This window comes from Desulfitobacterium elongatum (genome assembly GCF_055378975.1).
On record NZ_AP038772.1, the window covers coordinates 3,228,464 to 3,252,135 of the forward strand.

A 23,672-nucleotide genomic window follows, 5' to 3' on the forward strand; every position below is an offset into this window, starting at 1 on the left:
TTGGAGCGGGTGACGAGATTCGAACTCGCGACTTTCACCTTGGCAAGGTGACACTCTACCACTGAGTTACACCCGCATAAATTGGATGGTGAGCCATCCGCGACTCGAACGCGGGACACCCTGATTAAAAGTCAGGTGCTCTACCGACTGAGCTAATGGCTCATCTTGCTGGCTGGGGTGGCAGGATTCGAACCTACGAATGCCAGAGTCAAAGTCTGGTGCCTTACCGCTTGGCGACACCCCAATCGGCTTATACCAAATCAACTTCCGTTGACTTAATAACTTGGTTGCGGGAGCCGGATTTGAACCGACGACCTTCGGGTTATGAGCCCGACGAGCTACCGCTGCTCCATCCCGCGATGTTTTGTGGTGGGCAGGGATGGATTCGAACCACCGTACCTTTCGGAACAGATTTACAGTCTGCCGCCTTTAACCACTCGGCCACCTACCCACAATGTTTATGAAATTTGAAATGGCGACCCCGATCGGACTTGAACCGACGATCTCCTGCGTGACAGGCAGGCATGTTAACCACTACACCACGGGGCCTTGTTTGTTTGGTGGGGGATGACGGGATCGAACCGCCGACATCCTGCTTGTAAGGCAGGCGCTCTCCCAGCTGAGCTAATCCCCCGGAATTTGGTGACCCGTACGGGATTCGAACCCGTGTAGCCGCCGTGAAAGGGCGGTGTCTTAGGCCGCTTGACCAACGGGCCGTTTTTCGCGGAACATTTGTTAGTATATCTGAACTAGGATTGAATGTCAATAGCATTTTTATATTATTGTATTCTGTTATATTTTGTTGTTTTTTGTGCTTTTTTGGGTTGGATAAACTTCGCATTGAGGTCAGGCATTCAGATCTAACTCCTGATGACCTCGACAAATCTATCCACTTTCAGATTCCCAGCAAAAACTTCTGAAGCCTTGATAGGGTAAGCATTATCATGATTTGAAATTAAAACCCTGCCCCCTGCCTCTTGAATAAGAAGCATCCCAGCGGCAATATCCCAAAGATTTAGATCCTTTTCCCAATAAGCATCTAAGCGACCCGCTGCTACATAAGCTAGGGCAATAGCAGCCGTCCCTAATGCTCGCATACCCCCAACTCTGTCAGCCAGTTTTTGGAGTTCTACATCCTGTTTTCTTCGTGCCACTGATACACCTACTATGGACCGCTCTAAACTCTCTGATTCTTTCACTTGGATGCGTTGATTGTTTAATGTAGCCCCCATTCCCTTTTGGGCTGTAAACATTTCATCTATAAGCGGATTATAGACCACTCCGGCGATGGGTTCGCCATTATAGAATAATGCGATAGAAACAGCCAATAGTGGAATCCCTGATGCAAAATTCAAAGTCCCATCGATAGGATCAATCACCCAAATGTACCCTTCATTAGGTAAAAATGCACCAAAAGTACCTTTACCTAAATATTCATGTTCTTCCCCTAAAACTAGATGGTCAGGGTAACTTTTCTTAATCTCATCGATTAGTAAATCTTCCACTCTTGTATCATATTCTGTTACTATATCCATTGCAGAGGATTTCTGATTTACTGTCTTGGAAGTTGCAAAACCAGTTTTAATGACTTCTCCAGCTTTCTTTGCAAGTTCGATCAGTACAGGAATCCAATTATTCTGTTCCATTTTTGCTTCACCCCTCTATAGAGATACTACTCCTTTTCAACAGTATTATCAATTTACCTATTAATATTGTCATATTCAATCATTAAAAAATCGCCGAACTATAACCACTATCCGATTCTTGGATTATTGAAGGCAAATAAGTAAGTCTTCTGCTTCTAGCTTGTCTTATGAACGACGTTTAGCCTAATCGTTTGGTTAGATATCCCTTAGTCGATACAAGCCCTCTAGGACCCATTTATTATGCTCTCTGTCTTGGTATTCCTAGCATTAGTCAAGATACGCGTATTCAATGAAAGAAGTCTCATTTCATGTTCTTTGAATAGATATTTAACTTCTCGATAAAGATCCATTTGCAAATCCTACCCCAAAGGGTTCTTTATAACCTACACAAAGACAACATCTTTTTAAACTAACAATGTTCTTTTATTATTAAGAATCTATAGATAGCCACGAAAAAGCATAGGTATTAAATATTCTGCCTGCCTTTCTTAGCTTTTGCCTCACTCTTTTAATTACCTAACGTATCTTTTCGAGCGACTTCCTAATATTGCTCTAACAAATTATGATGAGCTCGATAAACTTTTGCCCTACTCAAAGGAACTGCCAGACAACTTCAGAAAATTAAATAAGTAAAGTCATAATAGTGAGCCCCAATTTCTCTCTTTCGAGAAATTGGGGCCGTTGTATTCTCGAATATTTGATTTACTGATGTGTGCGTGATTTGACGCTTACACTATCATAGGGTGTGCTTGTATGACTACAAAAGAAAAGCTTTTTCTAAGTATTATTGAAGACCAATCATGACCGAACTTGCTTTGATAATAGCTACTACATCATCGCCAACTTTCAATCCTAAGGATTCTGACGAACCCGAAGTTATACTTGCTGTAACAGACTGACCGTTGATATCAATGACTACTTCAGTTGACACCGGACCGTTTTTCATTCCTGTAATTTTACCTTTTAACTGGTTTCGAGCTGATAATCGCATTAGATAATGCCCCCTTATTCAACATTCTGAAATAGTATGTACACAATTGATACGTATTAAACAAGGCTTCGAACTACTATATGCAGGGGTGACTCTGATACTATTTCTTTGTTTTTTACATCGTAAAAAAGCAAAAAGACCATCTAAAGTAGACGGTCTTTTTGCTTACTTACAGAAAAGACCCGATCGCCCAAAAGTTGATCGAATCTTCTAGTAAAAGTTATTTCATTATTTGATTGCCTTAAGGGTTTCCTCTCTGATTAGTCCAAGCAATTTAGTCTTTAAGTCAAAGAACTCAGGGCTATTTTTAATCTCAAAATCTCTGGGCCGGGGCAGATTAACAGTGATATTCTCTTTTAGTCTTCCCGGACGAGCTGTCATGACATAGACCGAATCAGCTAGGAAGATGGCTTCCTCGACATCATGAGTAATAAAAAGGATGGTCTTCTTTGACTCTTCCCATGCTTTGAGAAGAACTTCCTGCATAATTGTCCGAGTCTGAGCATCTAAAGCACCAAAAGGTTCATCCATTAAAAGGATTTCTGGGTCATTCGCGAGTGCTCGGGCAATGGCCACCCGTTGCTTCATTCCCCCAGATAATTGAATTGGATAATGTTTCTCAAAACCGCGTAACCCGATCAGTTCAAGATAGTGTTGTGCCGTTTCTTTACATTCTTTAGATGAACGTCCCTTTAGCTTAAGTCCAAAGGAAATATTATCCTCTACGCTTAGCCATGGATAGAGTGTATAGGATTGAAAAACCATTCCGCGATCAGGACCTGGGTCCTTCACCTCGTGCCCATCTAGATAGACCTTTCCAGAACTAGGTTCTTCAAGTCCAGCAATAATCCTTAGGATAGTAGATTTTCCACACCCTGAAGGCCCAAGTATGGTGACGAACTCTCCTTCTTTAACCTGAAAAGAGGTTTGATCCAGAGCGGTCATCTCTCCTCCCTTAGTTGAAAACACTTTTCCCACGTGTTCAATAACAAGTTTATTCGCCACTTCATACTCCCTCCTTCCTCATCCAAGAAAATGATACTCTGTAGATTAACTTAAAGATCAGATCCGTAATAAGTCCTAACAATCCAATAATAATAATTCCAACAAAAATCTTATCTGGACGTAAGAACCTTGATGATTGCATAATCATGTATCCTAAACCCCTAGATGCTCCTACGATTTCAGCAACGACTAAATACGTCCAAGCCCATCCAAAGGTAATCCTTAATGTATCCACTATTCCTGGTAGGGAAGCTGGAAGAATGACTTTGCTGAAAAGCTGTCGTTTACTTGCCCCAAGGGTATAAGAAACCTCAACTAGATCATTTTGAACATTTTTTGTTACATCCATAACCATCAAGGTTAGCTGAAAAAATGTCCCGAAGAAAATTACGGCCATCTTCTCCCCTTCACCTAGACCAATCCAAAGGATAAACAAAGGGATAAAAGCTGATGCCGGCATATAACGAATGAATCCCATTAAAGGCTCAAGGAATCCCTCCATAATACGTAGAGTCCCCATAAGAACACCAAGCGGTACGCCAATTAGTGCAGCGATTATAAAACCTAAGCTAACCCGGGTAAAACTAACTTGTATATCCTTTAAAATATCGCCTTCAGAAAATAGTTCTACAGCAGTATTAATGACCTTACCGGGGCTTGGCAGGAAAAGCGGATTGACAATTCCAGAATAGCTAAGAACAGACCATATAAGAATAAATAATAAAAAGGCCATAAGTCCCGCAGATGTATATACCGTTTTAGAAATTTCCTTTTTGGGTGAAAATATATTTTTCCACATCGCTTTTCTCCTTTCCATAATTTTATGCAAGTTCAAACAGAAAAAATAAGGAGGCCCATACGGGCACTCCTCGCGTCATTCTAAAGTCCTTCTACAAACTTAGAATTGATAATACTTTCCGGAGTAATAGCTTTTTCGATAATCTTTTGCTCGACATAGAAGTCTATATCATTCTTTGTTGCTTGATAGATCGAACCAGGCTTTGCACTCGTTCCAAATAACTTTTTGTTATCATCTTTGTCGAAGAATTTAAGTCCAGGAACAGTTCCTGTAAATTCTTTTAGATCAATTTTTAAACCATCTGCCATAATCTTATCGGATTCATCTTTATTAGCTTTCCAGTAGTCCATAGCTTCTGCCATTGCAGCTACAAATGCCTTAACATCATCCGGGCGTTGCTCAACAACTTCTTTTCTAAAGCTAATGCTATCAACAATGATTCCAGGAAGGTCCTTAGTGGAGAGTAATACTTTGCCGTTCGCGTTAGCTCCTTTGGAAAGCCATGGTTCCCAGGTTACAGCAGCGTCCACTTTTCCGGCCATAAAAGCTGCTCCAGCATCCCCTGCGGACATCGGAACGACTTCTACATCTTTATCCGTTAAGCCTGCATTCTTCAGAACTGTAAGCATCAATAAATGGCTCGTGGATCCGACTTCAAAGGCGACTTTCTTTCCTTTTAAGTCTGCTGCAGATTGAATCTCCTTCTTGACCAAAATTCCATCACCACCGTAGGAATCATCTAAAAGCCAGACGACTTGAACAGGGATATTGGAAGCAGCTAAGGTCACTTGAACATCTTGTGCCGTTGCCATGCCATCGATTTTGCCACCAGCCAAGGCTTGCTTGCGCTCTGCCAATCCATCGATGATTGTTAATTCAACGTTTACTCCATGCTTTTCGAAGAATCCCTTTTCTTTAGCCAGGAATAAGGGACCATATCCTGTCCAAGTCGGTAAAGTTACTTTTAAAGGTTTCTTTTCGGTCGTTGCTTGTCCTTGTTTCGGTTGCTCCTTAGATGAATTGGAATTACCGCAACCTGCGAGGCTTAATACCAGGACTAACGATAGAACCATAGCTAGAATCTTCTTCATTTTAGTTTTCCCTCTCTCTTTTAACTCCATTTAGGACATTATTATATTTTTTAAAGCGTTAATGAAAGCCGTTACTTCTTTTGGATTACCAATGGATATACGAAGTGAAGTATTGAGCCCGTAACCCTTTAAAGTTCTTACGATTAAACCCTGCTCGGCTAATTGATTGAATACCTTATCGCTATCCATTTTAGTATCGACATAAACGAAGTTAGTATCACTTATAAGATAAGGTAAGCCCAGTGATTGAAAAGCTTTATAGAGCATTTTCTTTCCTTCGCTATTCAATACCCTCGACTTGTGAAGATGATCAGTATCTTCCAAACTAGCTAAGGCTCCTGCTTGTACAATTGCATTAACGTTAAACGGAAGGCGTACAGAATTAACCGCTTCTATGACTTCACGTGATGCAATTCCGTAGCCAAGACGAGCTCCGGCCAGCGAATAGATTTTAGAAAAGGTACGGACGATAAATACCAGTTTATTCTGGCCAATCGAATGGACTGCTGATTCGAATTCAACAGAATCTGCATATTCTTGATAAGCTTCGTCGATAACCACCAAAACGTGATCCGGGATTTGACTTAAAAATTTTCGAAGTTCGGTGCGTGGGATGCTCGTTCCAGTAGGATTATTCGGATTACACAAAAAAATGATCTTAGTTTTTAAAGTTATTCTATTGAGAATGTCCTCCAAGTCATAGGACAGATCTTCTTTCATATCTGAGTAAACCGGAACAGCCCCCATTAAGTTTGTTGCAGCTGTGTATTGGATAAAACAAACTTTCGGAATAATGACTTCGTCATCCGGCTCTAAAAATGTTTGAGCTATCAAGGTGATCATTTCGTCTGCACCATTGGCAAGAATGATTTGTTCTGGATCCACACCCTCTAGGTCCCCGATTTTTTTCATAATGGGTTCCCCCGCTGAGCTTGGGTATACATTTAAACTCTGAAGGGAATCCGTCATGGCTTGAATGGCTTTAGGAGACGGACCTAGTGGATTTTCATTAAATGATAGTTTGTAAACCGTTTCTTTACCGAGTACTTCTTTAATCTCTTCTACGGGTAAATCCGCAAGTGCACATTTATATGGCGTTAACTTTGGATGTATTTTACGGACCATCTTCTTTAAGTCCATTACGTTCTCACTCTTTCCTGTAAACCATGATTATTTTTATTTTTGAATGAACGAGCGCCCAAGCTGGTCTGCTCGCCGAATCCCATCAATTACCATTTGGGGAGTCACTGTAAAGGGCATATTAGCCATGTCCTCGATTTTCACGGTTACAGTGCCTAGAGTTTTCCACTGCTCATCCGAAATACAGGAAATATCGATTCCCATTTCTCCTAAAGTTGATGGTAAGTTAACCTTTTTATAATAAGAAATCAATTCGAAGATCTCTTCATCTGCTCGCTGCTCGATTGCTAACTGGGTTAAGATTCCGAAAGCAACAATTTCCCCATGGTACACCTCGTGAACTTCCGGGAAGATCGTAAGGCCAGAGTAAACAGCATGTGCTGCGGCCGTGCGGCAATCGTCCCCACCGTAATTACTAATGCTTCCGCTTACAGGGATTATCGCATCAATTACATTTTCTAATTCACTTGAAACAATTCCATTATTGATAGCCTCTGCAGCTCGCTTCCCTTCCTTTAAAAGAAGTTCATATACGAAATGTGCTAGGGTAACTGCACCGCCATTAAAAGCATTGGGTAAAGCTTTTTGGTTTGAAGCCTTGGATTCAAACCATTTTGCTAAGGTATCTCCTATCCCTGATGTTAAAAATCTCACAGGTGCTTCAAGAATAACTTGTGTATCGAGTAAAATTAGTTCTGGATTTTTTGACTTCCGACTTATCTCAACATATTCCCCATTGTCATCATAGAGTATGGTTATACAGGTCGCCGCAGCGCATGTTGAGGCGATCGTTGGAATGGCAATCACCGGTAGGTTTAACAAGTACCCTAAAGCTTTAACCGTATCAATAGCTTTCCCACCACCTGCTACAATGAGAAAATCAGGCTTAAATTTTTCGATTTGTTTACTTAATGCTTGAATATTGCTCTCACTGCATTCTCCTCCGTACCAGAGGGGAGGGTATAAATCGATTCCAGTTCTTATAAGATCCTTTGTGATACGATCTGAAACAACACTCAATGCTGTTTTTCCGCCAATGAGGCAAGCTTTTTTTCCGAAAGTACGAACGTATTCACCAATTTCATTGAGTAAGCCGGTACGCCGAATATATTTTCCATAACTAGTTACTATTTTCATTTTTCAACACCTTTTAAAATGTTTATTCAACATTATGTATCTTTATACATAATTCTTTTCAATTTTACGGAAATTTGTATGCTTTGTCAACTCATTTAAATTAACTAGTGAGCACAAATGTAATTAAAACAACGACCGTACTATATTTATAAAAGTCTTTTTTACTACACAACTTGGTATTACTGAACATTCATGATGTTTTTTGTGAGAGACTACACGGCGCAGGCGAACGGGTGGAACCGACCCCAGAGCATCATGCACAGCCCGTTTAGTTTTTTACACCGTAAAAAAGCAAAAAGACCATCTATTAAAGACGGTCTCTTTATGCTTACCTGGCAACGACTTACTTTCCCAGGAGGCCGCTCCAATTGGTCATTCTATGGGGATGTGGCGCTGGCCGCGTAACAGTCCACTGGACTGTTACGTCTGCGGTCCAAGTAGGGCGGCGCCTCTCAGAATGCGTCTGTAGCCTTGGCGCTCGCCCCGAAATCATCCACCGGATAATTTCGCATCAGCCCTGGAGGTCTTAACTTCCGTGTTCGAGATACGAAACGATGTGGGACATCGTTTCGGCCAAGCCGCTGTGCTGGAGAGAGAGACTACGCGGCGCCAGCGTACGGGTGGAACCGACCCCAGAGCATCATGCACACTCCGTAGTTTTTTACAACGTAAAAAAGCAAAAAGACCATCTAAATAGATAGTCTTTTTGCACTTACCTGGCAACGACTTACTTTCCCAGGACCCTGCGGTCCAAGTATCATCAGCCCTGGAGGTCTTAACTTCCGTGTTCGGTATGGGAACGGGTGGAACCCCTCCGGAATAATCACCAGATCTTTGAAGTTGTCAAGCTCCTTTCGGAACCCTATTCCCTCAAAACTGCACAGATGTAATGTCTTAACTGTAATTAAGATAATCTCTTCCTCACTCAAGTTGAGCCCAAAGTGAGTGAACTGCTTGTGTCGTTTGTTAGGTCAAGCCCTCGACCGATTAGTACCCGTCAGCTCCACGCGTCACCGCGCTTCCACACCGGGCCTATCAACCTGATCATCATTCAGGGGTCTTACCAGCTTGTGCTGTGGGAAATCTCATCTTGAGGTCGGTTTCGCGCTTAGATGCTTTCAGCGCTTATCCGCTCCGGATATAGCTACCCAGCTGTGCCTCTGGCGAGACAACTGGTACACCAGTGATCCGTCCAACCCGGTCCTCTCGTACTAGGGTCAGATCCTCTCAAATTTCCTGCGCCTGCGACGGATAGGGACCGAACTGTCTCACGACGTTCTGAACCCAGCTCACGTACCGCTTTAATGGGCGAACAGCCCAACCCTTGGGACCTACTACAGCCCCAGGATGCGATGAGCCGACATCGAGGTGCCAAACCTCCCCGTCGATATGGACTCTTGGGGGAGATAAGCCTGTTATCCCCAGGGTAGCTTTTATCCGTTGAGCGATGGCCCTTCCACTCGGTACCACCGGATCACTAAGCCCGACTTTCGTCCCTGCTCGACTTGTTGGTCTCGCAGTCAAGCTCCCTTTTGCCTTTACACTCTACGCGCGATTTCCAACCGCGCTGAGGGAACCTTTGGGCGCCTCCGTTACTCTTTAGGAGGCGACCGCCCCAGTCAAACTGCCCACCTGACACGGTCCTCAACCCCGATTCAGGGGTCTAAGTTAGAACTTCAGTACAAAAAGAGTGGTATCCCACCGGCGACTCCACCAAGGCTGGCGCCCTAGCTTCTTTGTCTCCCACCTATCCTGTACATTTTATACCAAAATCCAATGTCAAGCTACAGTAAAGCTCCATGGGGTCTTTCTGTCCTGTCGCAGGTAACCCGCATCTTCACGGGTATTACAATTTCGCCGAGTCCCTCGTTGAGACAGTGTCCAGATCGTTACGCCTTTCGTGCGGGTCAGAACTTACCTGACAAGGAATTTCGCTACCTTAGGACCGTTATAGTTACGGCCGCCGTTTACTGGGGCTTCAATTCAAAGCTTCGCTTGCGCTAACCTCTCCTCTTAACCTTCCAGCACCGGGCAGGCGTCAGCCCCTATACTTCTCTTTTCAGATTGGCAGGGACCTGTGTTTTTGTTAAACAGTCGCCTGGACCTCTTCTCTGCGGCTCCACTTGCATGGAGCACCCCTTCTCCCGAAGTTACGGGGTCATTTTGCCGAGTTCCTTAACGAGGGTTTTCTCGCGCGCCTTAGGATTCTCTCCTTACCTACCTGTGTCGGTTTGCGGTACGGGCACTCTCTTGCTCACTAGAGGCTTTTCTTGACAGCTTGGAGTCGGTTACTTCGCTACTTATTTTCGCTCCCCGTCACCTTTCAGGCTTCTCGCGAGACGGATTTACCTGTCTCACACCCTACGGGCTTGGGCGTGCTCTACCAACGGCACGCTTAACCTATCCTTCTGTGTCACCCCATTGCTCAAACGCTTAAGAGTGGTACTGGAATCTCAACCAGTTGTCCATCGCCTACGCTTTACGCCTCGGCTTAGGTCCCGACTTACCCTGGGCGGACGAGCCTTCCCCAGGAATCCTTAGGTTTACGGCGGGTGAGATTCTCACTCACCTTTTCGCATACTCATACCGGCATTCTCACTTCTAAACGCTCCACCATTCCTTACAGAACAACTTCGCTGCATTCAGAACGCTCCCCTACCCCTGTACACTTAGTGTACAAGCCATAGCTTCGGTGATACGCTTGAGCCCCGTTACATTTTCGGCGCAGAACCACTCGACCAGTGAGCTATTACGCACTCTTTAAATGGTGGCTGCTTCTGAGCCAACATCCTGGTTGTCTGTGCAATTCCACATCCTTTTCCACTTAGCGTATACTTTGGGACCTTAGCTGATGGTCTGGGCTGTTTCCCTTTCGACTATGAAGCTTATCCCCCACAGTCTGACTCCCGATCTAAATTATTGGCATTCAGAGTTTGATAAGGTTCGGTAACCCGGTAAGGCCCCTAGCCTATTCAGTGCTTTACCGCCAATAATCATCGATTCGAGGCTAGCCCTAAAGCTATTTCGGGGAGAACCAGCTATCTCCGTGTTCGATTGGCATTTCACCCCTACCCACAGCTCATCCCCTGCCTTTTCAACGACAGTGAGTTCGGGCCTCCAGTAGGTTTTACCCCACCTTCACCCTGTCCATGGGTAGATCACACGGTTTCGGGTCTACAGCATGTAACTAATCGCCCTTTTCAGACTCGCTTTCGCTCCGGCTCCGGCTTCTCGCCTTAACCTCGCTACATACCGTAACTCGCCGGTTCATTCTACAAAAGGCACGCCATCACACCTCAAGGGTGCTTTGACTGCTTGTAAGCGTACGGTTTCAGGTTCTTTTTCACTCCCCTCCCGGGGTGCTTTTCACCTTTCCCTCACGGTACTAGTTCGCTATCGGTCGCTAAGGAGTATTTAGCCTTGGGAGGTGGTCCTCCCGGTTTCCCACGGGGTTTCTCGTGTCCCGCGGTACTCAGGATACCCTCACAGAATGTCTTCCTTTCGCCTACAGGAGTGTTACCTTCTTTGCTCGATCTTTCCAGATCGCTTCGGCTAGAAATCCATTCCTAAAAGAGGGTCCTACAACCCCGATCCCCGAAGGGGTCGGTTTGGGCTCTTCCCGTTTCGCTCGCCGCTACTCAGGGAATCGATTATTCTTTCTCTTCCTCCGGGTACTTAGATGTTTCAGTTCCCCGGGTTGTCTTCGTTAACCTATGTATTCAGTTAACGATATCCAGATATGACTCTGGATGGGTTGCCCCATTCGGGTATCCACGGATCAATGCATGCTTACTGCTCCCCGTGGCGTTTCGCCGCTCGCCGCGCCCTTCTTCGACTCTTAGCGCCTAGGCATCCACCGTACGCCCTTAGTAGCTTGACCAAACGTCCCGCCACATTAGGTTCTCAGATGTTTATCCTAATTTACAGTTAATTATTTTCTCTGTGCAGTTTTCAAAGAACACTTTTGCTTCGAGACTTTCATCTCTTCAGCGGATTGTTAGTTTAGCATGTCTCAGCTAGACTTTCAATCTGTATTTTTTGCCATTTCTTTAGTCCATATAAGCTAAATTCAAATGAATTTAGTTCTTTAGAACCTTAGTTTTGGTCAAAAAAATAGTGAGTTACCATTTCTGGTCTCTCAAAACTAAACAACAAGTAGTTTGCACTCAAACAGCTCTTTACAGGTTTCCCTGTTTTGCCTCTTCGGCATTTCGAGTCTTGCGACTCTTCACCTTTAAACTCCGTGCACTTGCGTGCCGGTCTTTTCAAAGGATCGACCATAGGATACGCTCACTACTAGAGTGAACAGATCTCCTTAGAAAGGAGGTGATCCAGCCGCACCTTCCGATACGGCTACCTTGTTACGACTTCACCCCAATCATCGGCCCCACCTTCGACGGCTAGCTCCCTTTCGGGTTACCTCACCGGCTTCGGGTGTTGCAGACTTTCGTGGTGTGACGGGCGGTGTGTACAAGGCCCGGGAACGTATTCACCGCAGTATGCTGACCTGCGATTACTAGCGATTCCGACTTCATGTTCTCGAGTTGCAGAGAACAATCCGAACTGAGACCGGCTTTCTCGGATTCGCTCCACCTCACGGCTTCGCTTCCGTCTGTACCGGCCATTGTATTACGTGTGTAGCCCAAGACATAAGGGGCATGATGATTTGACGTCATCCCCACCTTCCTCCGGTTTGTCACCGGCAGTCTATCTAGAGTGCTCGACCTTACTCGTTAGCAACTAAATATAGGGGTTGCGCTCGTTGCGGGACTTAACCCAACATCTCACGACACGAGCTGACGACAACCATGCACCACCTGTCTCACAGCTCCCCGAAGGGCACTCCTAAGTTTCCTCAGGATTCTGTGGATGTCAAGCCTTGGTAAGGTTCTTCGCGTTGCGTCGAATTAAACCACATAATCCACCGCTTGTGCGGGCCCCCGTCAATTCCTTTGAGTTTCAACCTTGCGGCCGTACTCCCCAGGCGGAGTGCTTATTGTGTTAACTGCGGCACAGAAGGGGTCGATACCCTCTACACCTAGCACTCATCGTTTACGGCGTGGACTACCAGGGTATCTAATCCTGTTTGCTCCCCACGCTTTCGCGCCTCAGCGTCAGTTACAGTCCAGAAAGTCGCCTTCGCCACTGGTGTTCCTCCACATATCTACGCATTTCACCGCTACACGTGGAATTCCACTTTCCTCTCCTGTCCTCAAGATACCCAGTTTCCGATGCACTCCCAGGGTTGAGCCCTAGGTTTTCACACCAGACTTAAATATCCGCCTACGCGCCCTTTACGCCCAATGATTCCGGACAACGCTTGCCCCCTACGTATTACCGCGGCTGCTGGCACGTAGTTAGCCGGGGCTTCCTCCTCAGGTACCGTCATGTACAGGCATTATTTACACCCATACCGTTCGTCCCTGAAGACAGTACTTTACAACCCGAAGGCCTTCGTCGTACACGCGGCGTTGCTCCGTCAGACTTTCGTCCATTGCGGAAGATTCCCCACTGCTGCCTCCCGTAGGAGTCTGGGCCGTGTCTCAGTCCCAGTGTGGCCGTTCACCCTCTCAGGCCGGCTACTGATCGTCGCCTTGGTAGGCCTTTACCCCACCAACTAGCTAATCAGACGCGGGTCCATCCATTATCGGTAGCATATTCAGAGGCCACCTCTCCTTAAGTGCTGATGCCAGCTCTTAAGCGTATCCGGTATTAGCCCTCGTTTCCAAGGGTTGTCCCGATTTAATGGGTAGGTTACCCACGCGTTACTCACCCGTCCGCCACTAAGAACTCTCTAAGCAAGCTTATTGAGTTCTCCGTTCGACTTGCATGTGTTAGGCACGCCGCCAGCGTTCGTCCTGAGCCAGGATCAAACTCTCCATAAAATTTATGAAGAAAATTTGATTGCTCAAATTATCTAAATCTTTAACTCTTGACGAGTCATTGGCTGTTCCTTGTTGTTTAGTTTTCAAAGACCATTTTACGGCTTTCACCGTGTGTCGCACTTAGTGGCGACAGTTTTTAATTTTACCAGAGTGACTTCGGAAAGTCAACTCTTTTTTTCGTTCAAGTCTTTCGACTCTCGCGACGGAATCTTATATTAGCATGCTCACTTGCTTAAGTCAACACCCAATTTTAAGTTCCGTTACGTCGCTTGGGCCTAGGCTTTATCCCTGTGGCCTGAGACGTTTCCGTCCTTGCGGCGCTTTGTTATAATAGCACTTCTAATTCATAGAGTCAATACGTATTTCGAGATAATTATTCGGCCTAAATAAGGGACTCAATTGAAGGTTCTAAATTAGTTTTCTACTGCCCTTTTTAGCATCCTTATGATTAGCTTCGGATTTTGGATCAATATTAGATCAATATAATTAAGAAGAAAAAATAAGGGCTTTGAAAACCTTGCCTCCAAAGCCCTTACTCCATCCTTAATCTAAAGTCTAGTTTTGATTTCCTTTCTCATCACAGTCGGCTTCAGCTAGATATTCGTTATACGCCCCACGCTTCGTATAATGGGTATGAAGTAATTCATGAGATAGATGTCCCAATGGGTTAATGAGGAACTCAGAGTAGATTGCCTTAATCAGAGGATTATCGTGAGATTTTCTTAAGCTCTTCCCTTCATCCTCTCGGTAGATCGCTTGAAGTCGCTTTAGGCGAATATCATGATTCGTGGGCCTTGGTTGGCCCCCTCCACTGATACATCCCCCAGGGCATCCCATAACTTCGATAAAGTGATAAGGTGACTCTCCCTTATCGATTTGCTCCATCAGGATTTTCGCTCCTTTAAGTCCACTGGTCACAGCAACCCTCACAGTTACCCCCTCTAAGAATTTATACTCTTCGAGTGTATTGTCAATTGTGAGCTCTGCTACTTTTATTTGGTCAAGACCTACAATCGGGGTCACATGCAACTTCTCAAACGGCAGTTCGCGACCAGTTACAACCTCATATACAGTCCTCAGAGCGGCCTCCATTACACCACCTGATACAGCGAAAATATCAGCTGCCCCCGTAGACATACCTAAGGGATTATCAAACTCTCCCTCTTCCAAGGAGCAAAAATCGATTCCCGCTTCCTTGATCATTTTAGCCAGTTCTCGCGTCGTCAGCACTGCATCGACATCCGGATACCCTGTACTGCTCAATTCAGGTCGGCTGATTTCAAATTTCTTTGCTGTACACGGCATAACCGAAACCACAAAAACATCTTGCGGATCGATTCCCAACTTCTGCGCATAATAGGATTTGGCTAACGCACCTAACATCATATGCGGTGATTTACAGCTGGAGAGATGATCGAGTTCTTCTGGGAAAGTATGCTCTACATACTTAATCCAGCCTGGGCTACAGCTTGTAATCATCGGGAGAACAGCCTTTTGGCCTGTTAAAGCATTTTTTACCCTCTGGAGAAATTCGTTTCCTTCTTCTAAAATGGTTAAATCCGCCGCGAAGTTCGTATCAAATACATCATTGAATCCGAGTTCCCGTAAAGCAGAGACCATTTTTCCCGTGACAAGCGTGCCTGCCTCATAGCCAAACTCTTCACCTAATGCCGCCCGAATAGCAGGAGCAGGTTGAACGATAACACGCTTTTTGGGATCATAAATTGCACCCCAAACTTGTTGGATTGCATCCTTTTCCTGTAGAGCGCCCACCGGACAAACGACTGTGCACTGACCGCAGTAGGTACAATTCACGCTATTGAGTGGGAGCTCTGCTGCCGGTCCGATGACACTCTTAAATCCCCTTTTTTGTACATTTAAGACTCCAACCCCTTGGATTTCATTACATACCGTAATACATCTCCTACAAAGAATACACTTTGAAGTATCTCGTACGATAGAGGGGGAACTCGAATCAAAGTAGGCTTTAGATTTTTCTCCCTCAAAGCGCGCACCACTTACTCTCAAGGTCTCTCCAAGCTGTTGGAATTCACAGTTTTGGTTTCTTTCACAATTCAAGCAATCCTTGGGATGATCAGATAGCATAAGCTCATAGAGGTTTTTCCTGGTTTTTTTTACTTTCTCAGTATTCGTATGAACAACCATTCCCTCTTTTGCAGCAACCATACATGAGGCTTGAAGCGCTTTGACTCCTTCCACTTCCACGACACAAATCCGGCAGGAACCAATTTTATGCACTCCTTCGAGGTAGCACAGATTTGGAATTAAGATATTGTTTTGTTTGGCTGCCTCAAGGAGTGTGATTCCCTCTTCTACTTGAACCTTTTTATTGTTTATCGTTAAGTTAATCACCTTTAACCCCTCCTGTCGCATCTTAAGCATCTCATCGATTCAGCAATCGCATTAAGCTTGTGGAATCCGACAGCGACTTCATCGAAGGAATTTTTTCGAACTCCGGCTTCAAGGAACTTCATAGGGAAGCGCTCGTGCTCGATAATCTCCTTTTCATCCGAAGGTTGAGGGATCTCAATCTCTTCACCGGTATTAAGAATTCCTAGACCACCAAGGTAACGGTCAATAGATTGAGCCGCCTTTTTCCCATCCGCTATCGCAGTAATCGCAGTATCTGAACCTCTTACGACATCCCCTCCAGCAAAGACGCCTTCCATCCGTGTCATAGAGGTCTCCTTGCTCGTGACAAAAGTCCCCCACTGAGTCACTTCGAGTTCTTCTTTTTCGATAAACGGCAAATCAGAATACTGGCTCACGGCTGGAATCACCATATCTGCTTCTATAGTAAACTCAGAATCCCAAACCGCTTTGGGTTTTCTCCGTCCGCTCGAGTCAAAGTCCCCTAATTCCATTCTGACACACTCGATACCATTAACTACTTGATCCCCTAAGAAACGTACAGGTGCTATCAATGGAAGTATCTCTACTCCTTCTTCGATTGCGTCATGGACTTCCCTTGGATCTGCAGGCATATCTTCGACTTCACGACGGTAAAGGATTGTAACCTTTTTTGCTCCGAGGCGAACCGCCACGCGAGCTGCATCTGTCGCCGTATTTCCACCACCGATAATGACAACCTTCTGACCTACCTGCACATCACGCCCAAGATTTACATCCCTGAGGAAGTCGAGACCGTGATACACTCCTTCGAGCATTTCGCCCGGAATATTGATTTTATTAGAAAATTGTGTTCCTGTGGCGACATAAATAGAATCATGTTTACTTCTTAAGTCAGAGAAGGAGATATCTTTTCCGACCTCCATGTTGAGATGAATCTTCACCCCAACCTGCTGAATAAGTCTAATTTCTTGCTGGAGAATCTCTTTGGGTAGCCGATATTCCGGGATCCCAAAAGCGAGTACTCCACCCGCTACCGGATGAGCTTCGTAAACTTCTACATCATACCCTAAGCGTGCAAGATAATATCCACATGTTAAACCCGAAGGTCCTGCCCCGATAATCCCTACACTTTTCCCTTTATCTGGGTAGATAACATCCACGTAGGGCTCCTCATGTTTTAGGACATAATCTGCGACATAGCGTTTAAGATCGGCAATTGCAATCGGTTCATCCAGCTGAGATCTCCGACATTTGCTCTCACAGGGATGCGTACATACACGTCCACAAACCGCTGGGAAGGGATTCTCTTGTCGAACCAAATTGTAAGCCTCACGTAATCTTCCTGCGGTAATCAAGGCTATATAGCCGGGTACATTAACATTCGCAGGACAGGCATTTTCACAGGGCGAGATAAATAAATCTCCACAGACCCCAGCTCTGCAATACTTATCTCGAATATGCTCTTCGTATTCCTCACGGAAATTTTTAATCGTACTGAGTACAGGATTAGGAGCGGTTTGACCCAAGCCACAGATAGCTGTCGCCTTAATCGTCTCTCCGAGTTCTTCAAGTAGCTCGATATCTCCTTCATGCCCTTCTCCGCGGGTTATACGCTCTAGTATCTCTAACATTCGCTTCGTCCCTGTCCGGCATGGAACACACTTCCCACAGGATTCATCCTGAACGAACTCCATGAAGAACCTCGCCATATCCACCATGCAGGTATCTTCATCCATGCTGATAAGTCCGCCAGAACCCATAATCGCCCCTAGCTTCGCTAAGGAATCATAATCAACTGGAGTATTGAGAAATTCCTTCGTGATACAGCCTCCTGAGGGCCCTCCGGTCTGCGCCGCCTTGAAGGCTTTCTTCTTCGGGATTCCTCCACCGATTTTGAATAGGATGTCACCTAAACTCATACCCATGGGGACTTCGACAATACCCGTATTATTAATATCTCCCGCTAAGGCAAAAACCTTCGTTCCTTTACTTCCCGGTGTTCCTAAGCTTGCAAACCATTCCCAGCCCTTAAGAAGAATCGTAGGAACGTTGGCGAAGGTCTCGACATTATTAATAATTGTAGGCTTACCAAATAATCCACTCTCAAAGGGGAAGGGGGGTTTTTGCCTGGGCTCTCCACGTTGCCCTTCTATAGAAGCCATTAAAGCCGTTTCTTCTCCGCAGACGAAAGCTCCAGCCCCGATTCGGATCTCCAGATCAAACACAAACGAGGTTCCGAAGAGATTCGATCCTAGTAGACCTGCCTGACGAGCCTGAGTAATCGCTCGACCCAGTCTCTCAACCGCTAGAGGATATTCCGCCCGTACATAGACATACCCTTTATTCGCTCCTATCGCATATCCACCCAGCATCATCCCCTCGATGACGGAATGTGGATCTCCTTCGAGAATACTTCGATCCATAAACGCACCTGGATCACCCTCGTCGGCATTACATACGATGTACTTAATATCTCCTGCTGCTTTTAAGCCTGCTTCCCACTTAACTCCTGCAGGGAATCCTCCACCTCCACGTCCTCTTAACCCGGACCTCTTCATTTCTTCCACGACTTCATAAGGGCTCATCTGGCTCACTGCCTTTGCTACGGCTGCATATCCATCCTTAGCGATATACGCTTCAAGTGATGAATGGTCGATGCTCCCACAGTTTCTCAGTGCCACTTTAACCTGATCCTTAAAATATTGGATATCACTTATACGTGATATGTGTTGGCCAGTTACCCTATCGCAATAGGTTTTATCGTTCTTGATTTCCCGTCTTACTAAATGGGACTCTACAATATCCTCAATATCTAAAGGTGTAAGCTTTGTATAGAGGGTTTCATCGGGGAGCACTACCATGACAGGCCCTAAATCACAGGTTCCAATACACCCTGTCTCAATAATTCTTACATCATCCTGGAGTTGTCTCTTCTCAACTTCATGAACTAATTGGTTTTTCACCGCATGGCAGTTAGAAGAAATACATCCTGCTCCAGAGCAAACAAGGATTTGGTAGGTATAATCTTTGAGAGAATCGTTATAGTTCGCCCCTATATTCACAAGGTCTTCTACATTTAAAATCCTTCCTTGACTTGACATCTCCTTCACCTCCATCGGTTTATTTGAATTCCTTTAATATAGACACGAGTTTATCCGGATTTACTTGCTTATAGACCACATCGTTGATTGTAATCGCAGGTGCCAGCCCGCATGCACCGATGCACCGCATGACCTCTAAGGTAAACTTACCATCCTGTGTCGTCTCACCCACTTCGATTTCTAAAAGATTCTTTAGCCGATCCACAATCTTCTTACCCCCACGCACATAACAAGCTGTCCCAAGACATACACGAATTGTGTGCTCACCTTTGGGCTGAGTTGAAAAGAAGGAGTAAAATGTCACCACCCCATACACCTCTGAAAGGGGTTTATTAAGCTTTTGTGCAATAAATTGCTGTAATTCTAAGGGCAGAAAACCATAGATACCTTGGGCCATATGCAAGATCTGAATTAAACATCCTTCTTTGTCTCTATACTCTTCGATGACTTCTTCAATTCGGGCATACTTTTCTTCATCAGTTTCCTGTTGACAATGGCACTGTCCAACGTGGTTCATACCTTAACCTCCCTCACTAATTTCTAAATAGTCTGAATTGATAAATATATTTGTTATATCTTTCACAAAGCAGAACAGTCCTCCTCCTTTCTCACTAGAAGAACTTAGGGTCACCTACACATGGAGATTTAGTTCAAGTTCAATCCATAATTATTAATAACTTCTACTATGACTATAATTAATTATAACGATTTGTGATTGTACTTACAAGTGCTAATATTCTAAACTTTATAACTTTATTATCCCATTCTAATTATTATAATTATTTATTATTTTTCGAAGAATAGATCCAGCTAACTTCTATGGACTTAATACTACTTCTTAAATGAGTATCTCTTATACTACAAAAGGGCCCTCTAGACTTTTGACGTCCGAGAAGCCCTTTTAGTAATTCTTATCACGTTACAATATGATCCTCACCATAAACCATGTATTTCAGAGTCGTCAGTTCTCTGAGACCCATTGGGCCTCGTGCGTGTAATTTTTGCGTACTAATTCCGATTTCCGCTCCAAATCCAAATCGTCCACCATCAGTGAAGCGCGTTGACGCATTGACATAGACCGCCGCGGCATCTACTTCGTTGAGGAAACGCTGAGCCTTGGTATAATTCTCTGTGATGATCACCTCAGAGTGTTTTGTCCCATAGTTGAAGATATGGTCGAGCGCTTCATCCAAATACTTAACGACCTTTACGCTAATGATCAAATCGAGATACTCGGTCGCCCAATCTTCATCTGTCGCCTCCAGGGCGTAGGGCAGAATCTCACATACCTTCTTACACCCTCGAATTTCAACACCGAATGCTCGGAATTCTTCGCCCATCTTAGGGAGATACTCCTGGGCAATAGCCTCATCCACTAACAAGGTCTCCAGAGCATTACAGACTCCAGGTCTTTGCGTCTTAGCATTGAAGACAATCTTGACCCCCTTGTCGAGATCCGCATCCCGATCTACAAAGGCGTGACAAACTCCAGTTCCTGTCTCAATCACTGGGACAGTAGACTCTCGGACTACGGTTTGAATCAGTCCCGCTCCCCCTCTTGGAATAATGACATCGACGTATGCATTCATTTTCATTAATTGTTGAATCCATTGCCGGTCTGTATTTTCAAGGAGTTGGATACTAGCGGGTGGCATTCCCTGACTTTCTGCAGCTGTAGAGATTATCCGACAGAGGATTTTATTACTTTCTATAGCTTCAGAACCACCTCGAAGGATGACCGCATTTCCCGATTTCAGACATAAGGCAGCGGCATCCACGGTAACATTCGGTCGAGCTTCATAGATCATGGCTACAACTCCCAATGGAACACGGGTACGTTGGATCCTTAGTCCATTAGGTCGAGTCCAAAACTCCCCTTCCCCAACAGGGTCAGGTAAATTTACAACTTCCTTTAAAGCGTCACTCATCTGACGGACTCCGTCGGGGGTTAAGGTCAAACGATTAACCAAAGTCTTCTTTAGCCCCTTTTGGGTCGCCGCCTCGACATCCTTCTGATTGGCTTCTAAGATTTCCTTTTCATGGGCAAGTAGCGCTTCTGCCATAGCAAGGAGAGCCTTATTTTTTCCAGCAGTCCCGGTATAAGCTAATTTGCGGGCAGCTTGCTTCGCCTTTTGCCCGATCTCAATCAATTCTGGGAAAAACTCCATCATTCTCCGTCCCTCCTTTTTAACAATCAGTCATCAGTGTCATATTATCCCGGTGCACTACTTCTTCTCCGTCTAAGTCAGAAAGGATAGTCAACATCTCTTCCGAATGTTTACCACGCACCAGCTCCAGTTCCTCACTACTTAATTCTGCTAAGCCTCGAGCAATTTCAATCCCATCAGGATTATTGATTCGAACCAACTCTTTACGTTCCCATATCCCATCGATGCCAATAATTCCTCTCGCTAGCAAGCTTTTTCCTTGAGTTAAGGCCTTGACTGCTCCTTTATCAATAAATATACTCCCCTCCGAAAGTCCTGCATAAGCGATCCAACGTTTCTTACCTACAAGACGATGTGCGGAGGGATAAAAATACGTCCCTACAGGCCGGTTTCCCTTAATTAAATTCGGAAGTTCTTTCATTCGATTGGAGTGAAGGAGGAACATTCCGATTCCAAACCGTGTTGAAATTTCAGCGGCTTTAATCTTTGTTACCATTCCGCCCGTTCCTAAGGAAGTTCCTGCTCCCCCAGCAACACCTATAACTTGACTTATATCGGTAACGTCCTCAATCAACTTAGCCTCAGGATCCTTCTTCGGGTTCGCTGAATAAAGCCCATCCACATCCGTCAAGATCACGAGCAGGTCAGCATGGACAAGTCCAGCGACAAGTGCGGACAATCGGTCATTATCCCCAAAGCAAAGTTCTTCGACCGCGACTGTATCATTTTCATTGATAATTGGAATTACCTGAAAACGCAGCAATCGTTCTAGGGTATTCTGAGCATTCTTGTAGCGAGAGGCTTCTGCCAAGTCAAGGCGTGAAAGGAGTACCTGGGCACCCACTAAACCATGTTGCTCTAAGGCAAGGGCATACTTCTCAATAAGAACTCCCTGGCCAATTGCAGCTATTGCTTGCTTCCCAGCGACATCTTTCGGTTTAGCCGCTAAGCCCAATTTGCCTACCCCTGCTGCGACAGCACCCGAGCTTACGAGAATGCATTCTACCCCTTGTTTTTGAATTCCCGCGATGACCTTAACGATCTTATCAATCGCCTGATCATCGAGCCCCCCCTGAGGATGGTTTAAGCTACTACTCCCTATTTTTATCACAATCCTGCGAAGTTCACTCACCCCGATACTCCCTTTCCATTTCTTCCCCGCGGCTCCGACAGGCCTTTGTAGCTTGCACAACCATTTTTTCTAAACCGCTATCCCAGAATACATTGAGTGCTTCAAGCGTTGTTCCCTTAGGAGAAGTAACCTCCTCCCGCAGCTGTCCTGGAGACTTCGTTGTCGTAGCGAGCATCTTAGCCGCGCCGATCATAGTCTCCTTAGCCAGCATTTCCGCTTCCTCGTTGCTAAAACCAAATTCTAGCCCAGCCTTCACCAGAGCTTCGGTAAACAAGTAAAAATATGCCGGTCCACTTCCACTGATGGCCATCAGGGAATTCATTCGTTCTTCCGGTATCCACATAAACTTCCCTACAGCACCAAAAATATCCTCCGTCTCCTTTCGATGCTGTTCTTTGACTCCTTTTCCTTCCACTAATCCGGTCATCGAATGCATAACTCCGCTTGAAGTGTTAGGCATCGCGCGAACCACTGGATTACTCGGCAGACACTTCTGGAGAAGTTCCAACAAGATTCCTGCAGCAACGCTGATGATCAACTTATCGTCAAGATTCAATGGACTCATATTCGAAAGGACCCCAGAAACATCTTTCGGCTTTACTGCCAAAACAAGAATATCTGATTTCTCAAGAACGTCTTCGAACGAAGAAGGAATGACCTTATAGTCCTCTCTCATTCTTTCGAGTCTTGTATGATTTGAGCGATTCGTTACACGGATTTCATAGCGTCCCGTGCTCGCTAACCCTTTGATAATTGCCTCCGCCATATTTCCTGCACCAATAAAGCCTATTCGTTTCATGCGTAATCCTCCCTTTCTTAACTCACTCATCTTTATTAACTCATTTTTCACTTAAGAATCCGAACAACTTCAGGACAATAGCTATCGAATAAAAATATATAAAAAATATATAAAAAAGGCCCTTTCAATCCTTGATATAAGGACGAAAGAAGCCTTCCGCGGTACCACCTTTATTGCATACGCCAACTTAATCCCATAACGGCGGGTACCGTCTGATTCATCATCAAAGCCTCACGATTGGGTTCAGGCGACACATCTTAAGGAAGTTCTCACCAAGCCTTCCCTCTCTAAAGTAAAATGCGAAACCTTACTAGATCGCTCATCAGCAATTTAGCATCATTCAGTTAAAACTTAACTCATTTTATCATACTTAAACATTTTTATCCAGTTGGAATCTGTAGATTT

The 23,672-nt window shown here is 44.9% G+C and carries 13 protein-coding genes, 8 tRNA genes and 3 rRNA genes; all 24 read right to left on the minus strand.

The window, feature by feature from the left end; translation table 11 throughout:
• Nucleotide 1 precedes the first annotated feature (1 nt).
• The 24 genes from ACZ42W_RS15255 to proC all read right to left on the minus strand — a co-directional run bounded on the left by ACZ42W_RS15255 (nt 2) and on the right by proC (nt 23,267).
• Nucleotides 2-76, minus strand: a tRNA-Gly gene (locus tag ACZ42W_RS15255).
• Nucleotides 77-86: 10 nt separating this feature from the next.
• Nucleotides 87-162 (minus strand) — tRNA-Lys (locus tag ACZ42W_RS15260).
• A gap of 7 nt (nt 163-169) precedes the next feature.
• A tRNA-Gln gene (locus ACZ42W_RS15265) sits at nt 170-244 on the minus strand.
• Between the two features lie 40 nt (nt 245-284).
• Nucleotides 285-359, minus strand: a tRNA-Met gene (locus ACZ42W_RS15270).
• A gap of 8 nt (nt 360-367) precedes the next feature.
• Nucleotides 368-451 (minus strand) — tRNA-Tyr (locus ACZ42W_RS15275).
• A 22-nt stretch (nt 452-473) separates the two neighbouring features.
• Nucleotides 474-549, minus strand: a tRNA-Asp gene (locus ACZ42W_RS15280).
• Nucleotides 550-558: 9 nt separating this feature from the next.
• Nucleotides 559-634: transfer RNA gene (locus tag ACZ42W_RS15285), tRNA-Val, on the minus strand.
• 6 nt (nt 635-640) lie between these two features.
• A tRNA-Glu gene (locus tag ACZ42W_RS15290) sits at nt 641-716 on the minus strand.
• A 144-nt stretch (nt 717-860) separates the two neighbouring features.
• Nucleotides 861-1,646 (minus strand): inositol monophosphatase family protein, encoded by a 786-nt coding sequence (locus ACZ42W_RS15295; RefSeq protein ID WP_464166145.1) that lies wholly within the window; start codon nt 1,644-1,646, stop codon nt 861-863.
• A gap of 784 nt (nt 1,647-2,430) precedes the next feature.
• A complete protein-coding gene (locus ACZ42W_RS15300) occupies nt 2,431-2,637 on the minus strand; it encodes a TOBE domain-containing protein (protein WP_464166146.1) in 207 nt (68 codons plus the stop codon).
• A 228-nt stretch (nt 2,638-2,865) separates the two neighbouring features.
• Nucleotides 2,866-3,642, minus strand: coding sequence for an ABC transporter ATP-binding protein (locus ACZ42W_RS15305; RefSeq protein WP_464166147.1), 777 nt, complete (start codon nt 3,640-3,642; stop codon nt 2,866-2,868).
• Between the two features lies 1 nt (nt 3,643).
• Nucleotides 3,644-4,441, minus strand: a complete 798-nt coding sequence (locus ACZ42W_RS15310) for an ABC transporter permease (RefSeq protein WP_464166148.1) — start codon at nt 4,439-4,441, stop codon at nt 3,644-3,646.
• Nucleotides 4,442-4,521: 80 nt separating this feature from the next.
• The gene (locus tag ACZ42W_RS15315; protein ID WP_464166149.1) at nt 4,522-5,532 is read right to left on the minus strand and encodes an ABC transporter substrate-binding protein; all 1,011 of its coding nucleotides are present in this window, start codon (nt 5,530-5,532) and stop codon (nt 4,522-4,524) included.
• A 30-nt stretch (nt 5,533-5,562) separates the two neighbouring features.
• Nucleotides 5,563-6,672 (minus strand): histidinol-phosphate transaminase, encoded by a 1,110-nt coding sequence (gene hisC / locus ACZ42W_RS15320; RefSeq protein WP_464166150.1) that lies wholly within the window; start codon nt 6,670-6,672, stop codon nt 5,563-5,565.
• A gap of 36 nt (nt 6,673-6,708) precedes the next feature.
• The gene (locus ACZ42W_RS15325) at nt 6,709-7,809 is read right to left on the minus strand and encodes an iron-containing alcohol dehydrogenase family protein (RefSeq protein WP_464166151.1); all 1,101 of its coding nucleotides are present in this window, start codon (nt 7,807-7,809) and stop codon (nt 6,709-6,711) included.
• Between the two features lie 714 nt (nt 7,810-8,523).
• Nucleotides 8,524-8,640 (minus strand): 5S ribosomal RNA (gene rrf / locus ACZ42W_RS15330).
• 136 nt (nt 8,641-8,776) lie between these two features.
• A 23S ribosomal RNA gene (locus tag ACZ42W_RS15335) occupies nt 8,777-11,689 on the minus strand.
• A gap of 439 nt (nt 11,690-12,128) precedes the next feature.
• Nucleotides 12,129-13,694 (minus strand): 16S ribosomal RNA (locus tag ACZ42W_RS15340).
• The 16S, 23S and 5S rRNA genes sit together here, the layout of an rRNA operon.
• Before the next feature lie 555 nt (nt 13,695-14,249).
• On the minus strand, nt 14,250-16,067 hold the full coding sequence (locus ACZ42W_RS15345) for an NADH-dependent [FeFe] hydrogenase, group A6 (protein WP_464166152.1): 1,818 nt from the start codon (nt 16,065-16,067) through the stop codon (nt 14,250-14,252).
• A 2-nt stretch (nt 16,068-16,069) separates the two neighbouring features.
• Nucleotides 16,070-19,168, minus strand: a complete 3,099-nt coding sequence (nuoF, locus tag ACZ42W_RS15350) for an NADH-quinone oxidoreductase subunit NuoF (RefSeq protein WP_464166153.1) — start codon at nt 19,166-19,168, stop codon at nt 16,070-16,072.
• A 19-nt stretch (nt 19,169-19,187) separates the two neighbouring features.
• The gene (locus ACZ42W_RS15355; protein WP_464166154.1) at nt 19,188-19,685 is read right to left on the minus strand and encodes an NADH-quinone oxidoreductase subunit NuoE family protein; all 498 of its coding nucleotides are present in this window, start codon (nt 19,683-19,685) and stop codon (nt 19,188-19,190) included.
• A 397-nt stretch (nt 19,686-20,082) separates the two neighbouring features.
• The gene (locus ACZ42W_RS15360) at nt 20,083-21,336 is read right to left on the minus strand and encodes a glutamate-5-semialdehyde dehydrogenase (protein WP_464171035.1); all 1,254 of its coding nucleotides are present in this window, start codon (nt 21,334-21,336) and stop codon (nt 20,083-20,085) included.
• 19 nt (nt 21,337-21,355) lie between these two features.
• Nucleotides 21,356-22,468, minus strand: coding sequence for a glutamate 5-kinase (proB, locus tag ACZ42W_RS15365; RefSeq protein ID WP_464166155.1), 1,113 nt, complete (start codon nt 22,466-22,468; stop codon nt 21,356-21,358).
• Nucleotides 22,461-23,267 carry a pyrroline-5-carboxylate reductase gene (proC, locus tag ACZ42W_RS15370; RefSeq protein ID WP_464166156.1) on the minus strand — a complete coding sequence of 269 codons (807 nt, stop codon included), beginning with the start codon at nt 23,265-23,267 and terminating at the stop codon, nt 22,461-22,463. The genes proB and proC overlap by 8 nt, the downstream gene beginning before the upstream one ends.
• Nucleotides 23,268-23,672 lie beyond the last annotated feature (405 nt).

Excerpts from the sequence above, each read along its gene's own strand:
- ACZ42W_RS15295 (WP_464166145.1), bottom strand. The coding sequence starts at position 1,646 with ATGGAACAGAATAATTGGATTCCTGTACTGATCGAACTTGCAAAGAAA.
- ACZ42W_RS15300 (WP_464166146.1), bottom strand. The coding sequence starts at position 2,637 with ATGCGATTATCAGCTCGAAACCAGTTAAAAGGTAAAATTACAGGAATG.
- ACZ42W_RS15310 (WP_464166148.1), bottom strand. The coding sequence starts at position 4,441 with ATGTGGAAAAATATATTTTCACCCAAAAAGGAAATTTCTAAAACGGTA.
- ACZ42W_RS15315 (WP_464166149.1), bottom strand. The coding sequence starts at position 5,532 with ATGAAGAAGATTCTAGCTATGGTTCTATCGTTAGTCCTGGTATTAAGC.
- hisC (WP_464166150.1), bottom strand. The coding sequence starts at position 6,672 with ATGGACTTAAAGAAGATGGTCCGTAAAATACATCCAAAGTTAACGCCA.
- ACZ42W_RS15325 (WP_464166151.1), bottom strand. The coding sequence starts at position 7,809 with ATGAAAATAGTAACTAGTTATGGAAAATATATTCGGCGTACCGGCTTA.
- nuoF (WP_464166153.1), bottom strand. The coding sequence starts at position 19,168 with ATGTCAAGTCAAGGAAGGATTTTAAATGTAGAAGACCTTGTGAATATA.
- ACZ42W_RS15355 (WP_464166154.1), bottom strand. The coding sequence starts at position 19,685 with ATGAACCACGTTGGACAGTGCCATTGTCAACAGGAAACTGATGAAGAA.
- ACZ42W_RS15360 (WP_464171035.1), bottom strand. The coding sequence starts at position 21,336 with ATGGAGTTTTTCCCAGAATTGATTGAGATCGGGCAAAAGGCGAAGCAA.
- proC (WP_464166156.1), bottom strand. The coding sequence starts at position 23,267 with ATGAAACGAATAGGCTTTATTGGTGCAGGAAATATGGCGGAGGCAATT.